Here is a 10,027-nt window from a genome sequence, read left to right as displayed (position 1 = left end):
CATCGACCTGCATCTCCACCACCGTGCGGTTCTCGCCCTCACGAGTGGTGTAGGAGCGCTGAACCAGCCGGCCCTGGACGATGACGCGCGTGCCCTTGGTCAGCGACTCGGCCACGTTCTCCGCGGCGTCGCGCCAGATCGAGCAGCGCATGAACAGGGCCTGGCCGCCCTTCCACTCGCCGGCCTGGCGGTCGAAGGTACGCGGCGTGGAGGCGACCGTGAAGGAGGCCACCGCTGCCCCGGAGGGCGTGAAGCGCATCTCGGGGTCCGCGGTGAGGTTCCCGACCAGAGTCAGCACGGTCTCACCGGCCATCAGCTGCACCCCCTCGAGTGGTGGTGGGCGAGGCGGCGGCCCAGGACGACCACGGCCGCGACGATGACGGCGACGCTCATGCCTTCCCAGCCTCGTTCTCAGCACCGACGAACTGGGGAACTCGCTCGTAGGTGACGGTGAAAACAGCGGGATCGCAGGCGTAGAACTCCCCGGCGACGCCGCGGATGATCCACCACCCTTGGGGAGCATGCATGACACCCTCAGCCGTAGCAACGAGGAAGTGCCCAGTGGCGGGGTCGATGCTCACACCGTTGGCTGGCGCGGGGACGCGGCCCTCCAGAACCTTCAGTGGATCGAAGGATCCCAGGGTGTTGTCCTCGATCCACTGGTAGACGGCATGGTCATGAACCGCATCGCCGGTCAGCTGGGCTGCCTGGACGGTGATGGGCAACTTGCGCCAGGTACCGACGACTTCAGCTGCGCTGATGGCCTCGACGGTGAAAGTGGACATGAAGGTCTCCTTGTCTGGTCAGTCGGAGCACCGGCACTCGCCAGTGAGGGGGTTGATGGGGCGTCCGCAGGAGAAGCAGAGGTTCTCCGTCGGGGGCCGGTAGTCGAAACGGTGGCGCGGTCGACGTCGAGGAACCGCGTTGGGTGTCGGAGCGGCTTTGGTGGGGGAGAGGGGCTGCTCGACGGCGGTGGCAGTCTCAGCCTCATCCGCGTGCCCGGCCTCGGCTGTCGCCGGGGTGACGCAGCTCCTGCACTCACCGGCGCGCCCGTAGGGAACGGTCGAGGCCGGCCAGCCGTTGGTGATGCCCTTACTGGGGCGCATGACGGCGCCGCAGGAGCGGCAGTGGATGGGGCCGGAGGAGAAGTCGATGAGCACTCGACGGGCACCTTTTGCTGTTGAGGCACTCACGGCTGGACCTCCTTGTCATAGAGACGCAGCCGGAAGTCGTACATCGACTGCCCCAGGTTCTTCTCGCTGACGGCTGGGGCACGGCGCAGGTCCGGGCCGAGCAGGTGCTCGGCGTCGTCGTCGGGCAGGACACCCGCTTTGACCAGACCGTCGACGATGGGCTTGACCGTGGCCATCCAGTTGTGCGGATCCCGGCGCTTACGGTCAGGGAAAGCGATCTCGACAGTAAGAAGAGCGCGCTTAAGGTGCGGTGCGCGCGAGGCCCTTGCGATCTGCTTGGCGAGCTGACGAATGTGCTTGCTCTTGTTGGCTCTCAGTCGCCAGTGCTCCCGGTCGTTGAGGTTCAGCACGTCACTGGCAGCAAGGCGGATCACCGCCTCCCAGACCGGTTCCGGGCTCATGAGGCCACCTCCTGCACCTGGCTCGTGGGGGCAGGCTTGAGCGGGCCGAAGTCGACCCGGATACCGTTGTCACGCAGCCACTGCCCCAAGGAGTCGCCGCCCCGGACACGTCCCTGGAGGGCGTCATCGAGGAAGCTCAGTAAGGAGAATGCCTGGGCGACCTCGCAGTCCTTGGTGGCCACGACGTCGGAGCGGGAGGAAGCGTCGACGGACTGGGAGGGAGCGGTCAGGGTCGCCTCGATCCCATCCTGGTGATCGAGCTCGACACGGATAGTGATCCTCATGCCGCGTCACCCCCGAACGGGACTTCGTCGTCGGTGAGGTAGCGGGTGATGAGGTCTGGGCGGTGACCCTGCCAGGAGGTGATGATGCGCCGCCCCGACCCCGGCGCCCGCAGAACGACCGCCGGTGTGGTGGTGATGCCCCGGGAGAGCAGCAGGCTCTGGTGGCTCTCGGCGGACATCTCGGTGAACGTGACGTCCTCCTCGCCCAGGAGGCGGGTGGTCGCACGGCACGCCTCATGCCCCTGTGCGGTGTAGACCTCGACCAGGACCAGCCCGTTGGCTGGCGAGGCGTGGCCGGCCACGAGGTCCAGGGCGGTCAGCTCACCGTCCCGCTGCCGGTCATACCAGGCCGGCGCGTCACTGATGCCGGCGACACCTGCCATCGGTGTGCGCAGGGTGCGGGCGGTGAACTGGACTCCCTGGTCGGTGAGCTCGTCGATACCGTCATGGTCCAGGTCGTCACCGTCGAGGTAGCTGGTGATGATCTTCAGGATCTGGGAGACCACGCGGACCTCACGGCGCTGGCCGGCGACGACGCCGTCCCGGCTGGTCGCGTCAACGCTGGGCGCCGGAGCGGTCGCGGTCATCTCCATGCCCTCGGACAGGTCGGCGTCAATGCTCAGGTGCACTCTCATGCCGCGTCGCCCCCGAACGGGCCCTCGTCGCCCTCGTCACCCTCGGTGTTCCCGGAGGTCTCGGTGGTGCTGGTGGGGTTGGTTTGGGTGCGGATCCAGTGCTGGATCTCGGTGACCAGGGTGTGCTCGGCCTCGCGGGCAGGCTCTCCGCCGGGTGGGGTGCCATCCAGGAGAAGGTCCATGAGGGCCTCAACGGCGGGGCCGTCGCAGGCGGGCACGCCCAGGGACACCTCGCTGGTGCCGTAGGCGTCGCCGGTAGCCAGGACGGTCAGGCCCATCAGGGACTCCAACGCCCCGGAGGCCACCAGCAGGTGGCCGGTGGCGGTGGCCACCAGGGGCAGGCCGCCCAGGGCGGTGGCCGTGGCCTTCCATGCGGCGAGCTGGTCTTCGGGGATCAGGAAGGAGGCCTCCTGGGCTACCGGCTCGGCGCACACGCGCAGCACAGTGGCAGCACCGTCGACGCGGTCCAGGCCGCTCTCGTCGAAGTACTCGCCCTGGGCGCGGATACGGATGGTGCGGCCCTCCAGGAGCCCGTCGACGTCGGTGGCCTGCAGGGTCTGGGCGGTGATATCCAGGCGCAGGCGCTCAGTGCCGGTGGACTTGAACACCTGGGTGATGACCTTCAGCGCCGGGGCTGTGAAGTCCAGGCCCTCGGTCGTGTCCGTCTCGGTGCCCTGCTCGGTGGGGTCGTCGACCTCCAGCAGCGGGACCAGCGCGACCGCCGCCCGCTGCCGGTTGGTCGCGACCAGCGCCAGGCGCATGCGCTCGACGTCGGCGACCACGCGGACGCGCTCCACCCCGCCGCCGTCCTTCTCCTTGCCCACGTGCGGGATGACCGCCTTGATCGCTGCGGTCAGGTCCTCTGCTCGGCACACGGCCGATACCGTGGCCCTCAGCCCCGGTGCCATTGTTGGTGTCATGACTGGCCCTCCTCGGCCTGGTCCGTCCTGGTGGTCTTGGTGGTGGGTTTGGTGCCGGGGACCTGGTGCAGGTCGCTGGCGTCGGTGGCATCCTCGACGTCCTGGCAGTAGTCGGCCTCGACGTCGGAGAGGGTGTAGCCGAGCTGTTCGAGGAAGCGCAGGTGCAGGCGGGTCATCATGGCGGACACGCCCCTGGTGTCGGTCCAGGTGTCCTTCTCGATGGAGCCCTCCATCGCTGCCAGCGCGAAGGTCAGCAGGGCCACCTCAGCGGCAGGTGCCGTCGGCAGCACCGCCCTCAGCGAGGGCAGGTCGCAGGCCAGCCGCTCCCTGCCCTTCTCCAGGGCGGTGGACGACACCCTCATGTGGGTCCAGCGCAGCACCGGGAAGAGGTACAGCGGCAGCCTGGAGCGCCAGGCCACCGCCGGGAGGCGGGTGCCCGAGGTCAGCAGCCGGTCCTGGATCCACTGGCGGCGCACGCCGTTAGCGGCGTCCATGGCCTTGTTGCGGCGGATCTTCTCCGTCCTGGCCTTGCGCTGCTCCTCCTCCATGGGCCCTGAGGTCGCCCCGGAAGTGTTGCGGGCCCACCGGTTGCGGTGCCCGTGGGCCCTCCAGTCGGTGCACCACAAGGCGACCCGCGTCCCGGTGACCTTGCGCTGGTCACCCTCCCAGGTGACGGTGGGGTACACCACGGCGACGTGGCCGGGGCAGGAGGAGTGCGTCGCCTCGGTCAGCACCTCACCATGCTCATCGACCAGGGAGTCCAGGCGCTGGCCCTTGTCATAGAGGGACCACTCCTTGGCATCCTCAATGGCCCGGATCCCCTGGGCCTCAAGCTCAGCGCGCTTGTCGGCCAAGATCCGTTCCTCCTCGGCCTCGGCACGAGCCCGAGCGACGATGTGCTCGACCTGGTCGGGCCGCTCGATCGCATCGGCGACAGCCTTGGCCACCACCGGTGAGTCCTCCACGGCGTCGGTGGCTAGCTCAGCCAGGTGACCGAGCCCAACCAGGTCGATCTGCGGGCGCTCGACGGCGGCCTGGCGCACGGCCTGCGGGGCGCTTGCCACGGCCCTGGCGGCCGCGACCTCCTCACCCCGGATACCCCGCCTGCGCAGGTCCTGGGCAGGTACGCCCAGGAGCACGAGCTGCTGGATCGCGTCGGCCCGCTCCGCGCTGTTGCAGTGCTCGGCCTCGTCATTGACCATCAGCTGGCTGGCGATCCGCTCGGCCTCGTCATCGACCCGCACCACCCGCACCGGCACGCTCTCCAGGTGCAGGGTCAGGGCTGCGTCCAGGCGGCGGTGACCGTCCAGTACGACCATGCCCGTCAGGGATATGTAGACGTCGATGTCCTTGACCACGCCGTGAGCGCGGACCGTCTCCAGGAAGCCCTTGCCCGCCCGCAGGTCACGGCGCACGTTCTCCCCGGCCTGCAGGTACTCGGGGTTGACCAGGTAGCGGGCCCCCTCCACAACATGGTCCAGAGGGTGGGTGGCCTCCTGGCGGGACAGGACCCTGGGGCCCTGCTCCACCACGGCCGGCGAGACGGGCACCGGCGGGGTCAGACCCACATCTCGGCAGGTCTGCGCCAGGCCGGCGATACCGTATACAGCCGGGCTGTTAGGGGTCGCGGGGCGCTCCACGCCCACCCAGCCGGCCGCCTCCAACCGGTCCAGCACCCGGCGCAAGGTCCGACGGTCCAGCCCGGTGCTCTGGGCCAGCACCGCCTGGGAGATCTCCACCGCCGGCTCTCCGCCGGCCGCATCAAGCAGCGCGAACACCACCAGGCGGGCCTGCTCGTCGTCGACGCCGATCACCGGCCGCTTCACTGTCGCAGTCATGAGAACAGTCCTTCCTGAACACTGGCCCTGCGCTGCCTGGCGCGCACCCGCGCGCCCTCCTCGAGCCACCTCGACGACACCGACTCCGTGTCACCGACCAGCCTCATCGGCCCAGTCAGCTCACGCGCCGCCCACAGCACATGGGCCTCCACCTGGGGGGCCACGCGCCCAGCCTCAGCCAGGCAGGACGCCACCGCCTGCGCCGACCCCGACACGGCGGACGCAATCACCGCCACCGTCAACCGCAACGCCTCTGACTGCTGCAAAGGCGTCAACGCCTGCCACAGATCCCGACGCCGCCCCGACTGCACATTCCCACTCACGCTGCCACCGCCGTCCGTGCTGCTCGTGAGGGCTGGTGAGGAGGAATGTCCCGGACGCGGAAGACCGCTGAGATGAACGGGTCCTGGCCGTGATGAACTGTGAACACCACCTGTCCCGTCACCCGGTAGCTGAGGCGTTCCAGCTCCGTTCGCGCCCAGCGCTCCAGATCCCGCTTCTCCCGCCCGAGCCAGGTCCCCTCAGCCGGCAGCGGCCAGAACACCGTCGCCGCAGAGCCTCGGATCGTCATCTCAGGTCTCCCCCAACGGGTACGCAGCCGCGCGGAGGTACGTTCCTCGGCTATGGCGGCCTGCTGCCAGTGCTTGAAACACATGCCATAGCTCTTGTGTCGCACGGTGTTCGCCCACTCGCCCTCGGCGCGCTGGCTGCGGGGACGCAGCATCGTAGTACAGCCCCGGGCGACGCACTGGACCGGGCCGTGGGACCAGTCGATCTTCGTAGACCTCCGCCGGCTCATGCCGCCACCCCCGACGGGTCATCCGAGCCAGCAGCCTCAACAGAACTGGTGTCACCGATGCCAGGCTCCTCCCACCAGGGGCGTACGCCGGCCTCCGGTGAGAGCTCCAGCATGATCACCCCGGTGCCCACAAGGACGACGGCGGGGATCGCCAGCCCGGAGAAGGCCCACGCTCGGGTCAGGCAAACGACCAGGTTCCCCAAGATCAGCAGGGCTCCCAAGGCCAGCAGGACGGCGCCCCACCGGGCCTGCCGAGACGACAGGGACGGCGTCGGAACGCTTCCGCGCTCCTCGGCCAGGACATCAAGAATGCTCACCTCTCGGTACTCCCGGCGCAGACGCAGGGCCCTACGAACAGACACGGCTATGGCTGACAGCCGGGACCTGCGCTGGTGACGCGGTGTGTAACGGGTTTCCATGGGTATACTCCTTCGCGGATTCATTGGTTGATTCCTTCGCCCCGCCGCTGACGCACACAGCGCGGGGCGCCCTCTTGCCAGGGCAGGTGCACGCGGTCACCCGCGCAGCTCGTGGCTCTCGATCCACAGGTCGAGGTCATGAGGGCGGACCACCTTGGTCCTCTCCCCGAACTCGATCGAGGGCAGATCCTCTGTCCGGATGGCAGCCAGCACCGCCTTCCTAGGCAGCCCGGTCAGGCGACACACCTCCGTCACGTTGAGAGTGCGCACTTCCTCCACGGCGCCCGCCAGCAACAGCTTCTCAAGGCGATCCAGGCGCTCCGCGAGCGCGTCCAGTGTCATCGCGCTCATCGCTTGCCCCTATCGTCGAGCAGGCCCTGATGGTCAGTGCTGACGGAGCCAACAGAGACCTCGTCGATAGACTTGTCGCCACTATCCGTTGGCGGCTGACCCGAGTCCCCGCTCTGAGCGCTGTTGTCCTTTACCTGGGAGGAGCCATGAGCCGCATCGATCCTGGTCTCATCATCGATATCGTCAGCGGAGTCGCCGGCATCGGCGGACTGCTTCTTGCGGGCCTGGCGAACAAGCGAGCGAAGGAGGCGAACCGCCTCACCGAGAAGGCCAACGATGTCGCCGCGAAGAGCCTCGCCGAGGCACAGAAGGCAACCTGCGTCGCCCAGGAGGGCAACCGCATAGCCGGCGACGCGAACACGGTCGCCGAGCGGGCGCTGGCCGCCACTACGGACCACATCCAGTACCGCTGGAAAATCGAGATCGAGGGTGAGCCTCCCGCCGTCACCGTCGTCAATGACAGCGCACACCCCGCGATGCACGTGACCATCTCTGTCGACGATGGACACGAAGTCATAGCTACAGGCAGCGCCGACACTGTGCCCGGTCTCAGCAAGCTCCCCCTCGGTCTCGAGGGCACGCTCCAGGAACACATCAAACGCAGCCGCAAGCACCAAACCGTCGTCGTCAGTGACGGCTTCGTCGGCATCCGAAGCAACTACCACTTCGACCTGCGATTCACCATCACTGCTGAGACCGACTCCGGGGTACCGCACAGCGACGTCTTCCAGCAGCGCTTCTCCATAAGCCAGGGCAAGATCAAGACCGCCCGAAGACGAGGCTGACATCTCGGGACCGGACACGGACGATCCTGTCCCGTGGGTGGAGTAGTTGATGAGGCAGGGAACGGTCATGTGCCGTAGCCGGTGCTCCTCGTCTCTGAGCCACTGGCTGCCGAGCCCCTCGTCGATGGCCCGCATAGCGGCAACGCGGTACGCGTCGAGGTAGGCCTCCTGCCGAGGGGAAGACAGAGACTCCTGCGCAGCCAAGCCGTTCTCGTAGTCGAGGATCTCCTCCTCGGACCATCCAGTCACGTCAGGCATCACGCCACCTCCTCACCGGAAGTAGCCGACGGAGAAGAAGCCGCGAACGCTGTGTCCATGACGTGCGAGCCTGTTGATGTGTTGAAGAAGCGCTCTTCCGCGTCGGCGGTGAGCGTGGCGGCTGTGAGGCCGAGGTGCTCCGCGACGACGGCAAGTTCCGCTGGGGAGAAGGCGACCTGGCCGCGGCATTTGCGGCCGAATACGTTGGGATGCATGCCGATCTCGGAGGCCATCTCTCCCTGGCTGATGCGGGCGCGTCCGAGTTCGGCTCGGACGACGCCTGACACCTCCTGGTCGAGGTCGGCGAACCGAATTGGGTTTGAGGTCATGGGCAACATGATGAAACCCAATTCGGTTCATGTCAAACCTACTTCGGTTGCGCTTTGGTAACGGCTGTGTCACTGTGGAGCCATGGCACGTGCAAAGCAGCTCAGGCCCGTCGATCACCTAACCCAGTCACTGCTTGCTGACGCGGTGCGTGAGACCGGCGCCAAGCACGCGGATGTTGGCGAGAAGGCTGGCATGTCGCAGAACCGGGTTTCGATCATTCTGCGCCTCGGAACGCCTCCTGCGACGGTTGGTGAGATCTCTGCGATCGCGCGGGCGATCGGCCGGAGTGGGTCGGAGTTCATAGCCGCTGCTGAAGCGGAAGTGGCGTCGGCGGCGACTCGTTCGAGCTCGGACCGTACCGGTTCGGTTGCACCTTCACTAAGCCCAGGTAACGGTACCCGTGAAGCTTCGGGGAGTGATGCGGGTGTCTCCGGTGACGCACGAGTGTTATCGCTTCGCCCTGACGCACCCCCGCCACCGCCGCTTGCTGCGGCTGCGGCCCGTGTCGTGGCCCACCGTCCCGAGTGGGAGGCGGAGAAGGCCCGCCGTGAGCATGAGTTGGGCGTGCAGCCTGAAGGCGACTAACTTACGGGTAACAATTTAGATACAACCTCAAATAAGACGGTCTAATCGGCCCATGTCAGACGGTGCGGGGGCAAGATGAGCCCACCTATTCACCTGTCCGGTTCCCTCCGGGCCTTCCCCCTCCTTAACTAACATGTCCCAAACAGATTGCGGGGCGCGCACGCAGCGCCCCTGGAGCACCCTGCTCCCAGCCCATCCCAACACCGACGTCTGGCCCACCAACTCCCTCCCACCCACCGTCCTAGGGTGCACCGACGGAACCTCCATCTGGCTCACCGTCGAGCAGACCGTCGCCGAAGCGCGATGCACCCTCGTCCACGAGCTCATCCACCTCGAGCGCGGGCACAGCACCTGCCAGCCTCCTGACGTCGAGGCCGACGTCGCACGTGAAGCCGCCCAACGCCTCATCCCCATCGATGAGCTCGCCGACGCACTCACCCAGGCACGCAGCGAGCTCGAGGCCGCAGAACTGCTCTGGGTCGACGTCGACACCCTGCGAACCCGCCTCGCCTTCCTCGATGACGTCGAGTACTCCCGCCTTGGCCTGGCGCACGACCTCGCCTGCTAAGCCCCAGGAACGGTGAGGCGGCCCACCGCCCGAGATGGGTGGTGGGCCGCCTCACCGTCTTGTCTGTCAGCTGTTCGGCTTATTGGAGCGACTCGCCGCGATGATCTGGGGGCCAGCCGATACGGCTGTGGCTACTCCCGTCAAGGTCGCGGCAACGGGCTGGCCGTAGATCCCAAGGATGACTGTCGCCACAAGAAGCCCCCAAGGGAGAAAGGCGACAGCCCAGGCCGAACCAAGGAAGGCCCGAGCTTCAGTCCGCGTCGTCAGCCGCTGGTTCTCAATCTCGGCGGCTTGTCGATTCTCAGCCATCGTCAAGATGCGATCCGCGGCCCCGGGCTGCGTCCGTTCGAAGGCGCCGAAATCGCTCGGCGCAGGAAGTGGACCGGTGTAGGCCTGCGTCAGCTGGAACGACGACTGGATGCCTGCGAGCGGCTCTCCGTCTGCATCGCCGAGGACAGGCTGCGACCAACTGACTCCCACGCCTTCGACGTCACGTCTCGCTGAGGAGTCCTCAACCGCCTGTAGTTCCCCACGCTCGGGTTCACGGCGAGGCGGAACCCCCGAGTCGCGCCGGACCGGATCGCTGCGGACACCGTCGTTACCGTCATGGTTCGCCTCCTCTGCGGCCGTGCTCACGACATCACCATCATATAGGTACAGG

Annotated in this window: 15 protein-coding genes; 2 read left to right on the top strand and 13 right to left on the bottom strand. The window is 67.4% G+C overall.

Annotated features, from left to right (window positions below):
- From HMPREF2883_RS06385 to HMPREF2883_RS06330, 11 genes are all read right to left on the bottom strand, one after another.
- Nucleotides 1–313: single-stranded DNA-binding protein (locus HMPREF2883_RS06385; RefSeq protein ID WP_141759059.1), on the bottom strand; the 313-nt coding region annotated here is incomplete at its 3' end.
- Between the two features lie 76 nt (nt 314–389).
- Nucleotides 390–785: a hypothetical protein gene (locus tag HMPREF2883_RS06380; protein ID WP_070659822.1), complete on the bottom strand. Its 396-nt coding sequence runs from the start codon at nt 783–785 to the stop codon at nt 390–392.
- An 18-nt stretch (nt 786–803) separates the two neighbouring features.
- Nucleotides 804–1,193: a hypothetical protein gene (locus HMPREF2883_RS06375; protein WP_141759056.1), complete on the bottom strand. Its 390-nt coding sequence runs from the start codon at nt 1,191–1,193 to the stop codon at nt 804–806.
- Nucleotides 1,190–1,594 carry a hypothetical protein gene (locus HMPREF2883_RS06370; protein ID WP_070659816.1) on the bottom strand — a complete coding sequence of 135 codons (405 nt, stop codon included), beginning with the start codon at nt 1,592–1,594 and terminating at the stop codon, nt 1,190–1,192. The genes HMPREF2883_RS06375 and HMPREF2883_RS06370 overlap by 4 nt, the downstream gene beginning before the upstream one ends.
- Nucleotides 1,591–1,878 carry a hypothetical protein gene (locus HMPREF2883_RS06365; RefSeq protein ID WP_070659814.1) on the bottom strand — a complete coding sequence of 96 codons (288 nt, stop codon included), beginning with the start codon at nt 1,876–1,878 and terminating at the stop codon, nt 1,591–1,593. Before HMPREF2883_RS06365 ends, HMPREF2883_RS06370 begins: the two co-directional genes overlap by 4 nt.
- Nucleotides 1,875–2,513, bottom strand: coding sequence for a hypothetical protein (locus tag HMPREF2883_RS06360; RefSeq protein WP_141759055.1), 639 nt, complete (start codon nt 2,511–2,513; stop codon nt 1,875–1,877). The genes HMPREF2883_RS06365 and HMPREF2883_RS06360 overlap by 4 nt, the downstream gene beginning before the upstream one ends.
- Nucleotides 2,510–3,433, bottom strand: coding sequence for a hypothetical protein (locus HMPREF2883_RS06355; protein WP_141759054.1), 924 nt, complete (start codon nt 3,431–3,433; stop codon nt 2,510–2,512). Before HMPREF2883_RS06355 ends, HMPREF2883_RS06360 begins: the two co-directional genes overlap by 4 nt.
- Nucleotides 3,430–5,271, bottom strand: a complete 1,842-nt coding sequence (locus tag HMPREF2883_RS06350) for a ParB N-terminal domain-containing protein (protein ID WP_141759053.1) — start codon at nt 5,269–5,271, stop codon at nt 3,430–3,432. The genes HMPREF2883_RS06355 and HMPREF2883_RS06350 overlap by 4 nt, the downstream gene beginning before the upstream one ends.
- Nucleotides 5,272–5,590: 319 nt before the next feature.
- A complete protein-coding gene (locus HMPREF2883_RS06340) occupies nt 5,591–6,070 on the bottom strand; it encodes a hypothetical protein (RefSeq protein WP_070659799.1) in 480 nt (159 codons plus the stop codon).
- On the bottom strand, nt 6,067–6,489 hold the full coding sequence (locus HMPREF2883_RS06335) for a hypothetical protein (protein WP_070659796.1): 423 nt from the start codon (nt 6,487–6,489) through the stop codon (nt 6,067–6,069). The genes HMPREF2883_RS06340 and HMPREF2883_RS06335 overlap by 4 nt, the downstream gene beginning before the upstream one ends.
- 96 nt (nt 6,490–6,585) lie before the next feature.
- Complete coding sequence (locus HMPREF2883_RS06330; RefSeq protein ID WP_141759052.1) at nt 6,586–6,840, bottom strand: helix-turn-helix transcriptional regulator; 255 nt, start codon at nt 6,838–6,840, stop codon at nt 6,586–6,588.
- A 146-nt stretch (nt 6,841–6,986) separates the two neighbouring features.
- On the opposite strand from HMPREF2883_RS06330, the gene HMPREF2883_RS06325 reads away from it, so the two are divergent.
- Nucleotides 6,987–7,625, top strand: coding sequence for a hypothetical protein (locus HMPREF2883_RS06325; RefSeq protein WP_070659792.1), 639 nt, complete (start codon nt 6,987–6,989; stop codon nt 7,623–7,625).
- A 257-nt stretch (nt 7,626–7,882) separates the two neighbouring features.
- Here HMPREF2883_RS06325 and HMPREF2883_RS06320 read toward each other — a convergent pair whose 3' ends face one another.
- Complete coding sequence (locus HMPREF2883_RS06320) at nt 7,883–8,212, bottom strand: helix-turn-helix domain-containing protein (protein WP_141759051.1); 330 nt, start codon at nt 8,210–8,212, stop codon at nt 7,883–7,885.
- Nucleotides 8,213–8,931: 719 nt separating this feature from the next.
- Between HMPREF2883_RS06320 and HMPREF2883_RS06315 the strand changes: the two genes are divergently transcribed.
- A complete protein-coding gene (locus tag HMPREF2883_RS06315) occupies nt 8,932–9,366 on the top strand; it encodes a hypothetical protein (RefSeq protein WP_070659788.1) in 435 nt (144 codons plus the stop codon).
- A gap of 66 nt (nt 9,367–9,432) precedes the next feature.
- On the opposite strand, the gene HMPREF2883_RS06310 is transcribed toward HMPREF2883_RS06315, so the two are convergent.
- The gene (locus HMPREF2883_RS06310) at nt 9,433–10,002 is read right to left on the bottom strand and encodes a DUF2335 domain-containing protein (protein WP_176747159.1); all 570 of its coding nucleotides are present in this window, start codon (nt 10,000–10,002) and stop codon (nt 9,433–9,435) included.
- Between the last annotated feature and the right edge of the window lie 25 nt (nt 10,003–10,027).

The organism is Actinomyces sp. HMSC075C01, from assembly GCF_001812965.1.
Classification (GTDB): Bacteria; Actinomycetota; Actinomycetes; order Actinomycetales; family Actinomycetaceae; genus Actinomyces; species Actinomyces acetigenes.
This window is presented reverse-complemented; position numbering and strand designations above follow the sequence as displayed.

Excerpts from the sequence above, each read along its gene's own strand:
- HMPREF2883_RS06370 (WP_070659816.1), bottom strand. The coding sequence starts at position 1,594 with ATGAGCCCGGAACCGGTCTGGGAGGCGGTGATCCGCCTTGCTGCCAGT.
- HMPREF2883_RS06355 (WP_141759054.1), bottom strand. The coding sequence starts at position 3,433 with ATGACACCAACAATGGCACCGGGGCTGAGGGCCACGGTATCGGCCGTG.
- HMPREF2883_RS06340 (WP_070659799.1), bottom strand. The coding sequence starts at position 6,070 with ATGAGCCGGCGGAGGTCTACGAAGATCGACTGGTCCCACGGCCCGGTC.
- HMPREF2883_RS06320 (WP_141759051.1), bottom strand. The coding sequence starts at position 8,212 with ATGACCTCAAACCCAATTCGGTTCGCCGACCTCGACCAGGAGGTGTCA.
- HMPREF2883_RS06330 (WP_141759052.1), bottom strand. The coding sequence starts at position 6,840 with ATGAGCGCGATGACACTGGACGCGCTCGCGGAGCGCCTGGATCGCCTT.
- HMPREF2883_RS06365 (WP_070659814.1), bottom strand. The coding sequence starts at position 1,878 with ATGAGGATCACTATCCGTGTCGAGCTCGATCACCAGGATGGGATCGAG.
- HMPREF2883_RS06325 (WP_070659792.1), top strand. The coding sequence starts at position 6,987 with ATGAGCCGCATCGATCCTGGTCTCATCATCGATATCGTCAGCGGAGTC.
- HMPREF2883_RS06350 (WP_141759053.1), bottom strand. The coding sequence starts at position 5,271 with ATGACTGCGACAGTGAAGCGGCCGGTGATCGGCGTCGACGACGAGCAG.
- HMPREF2883_RS06360 (WP_141759055.1), bottom strand. The coding sequence starts at position 2,513 with ATGAGAGTGCACCTGAGCATTGACGCCGACCTGTCCGAGGGCATGGAG.
- HMPREF2883_RS06335 (WP_070659796.1), bottom strand. The coding sequence starts at position 6,489 with ATGGAAACCCGTTACACACCGCGTCACCAGCGCAGGTCCCGGCTGTCA.
- HMPREF2883_RS06315 (WP_070659788.1), top strand. The coding sequence starts at position 8,932 with ATGTCCCAAACAGATTGCGGGGCGCGCACGCAGCGCCCCTGGAGCACC.
- HMPREF2883_RS06380 (WP_070659822.1), bottom strand. The coding sequence starts at position 785 with ATGTCCACTTTCACCGTCGAGGCCATCAGCGCAGCTGAAGTCGTCGGT.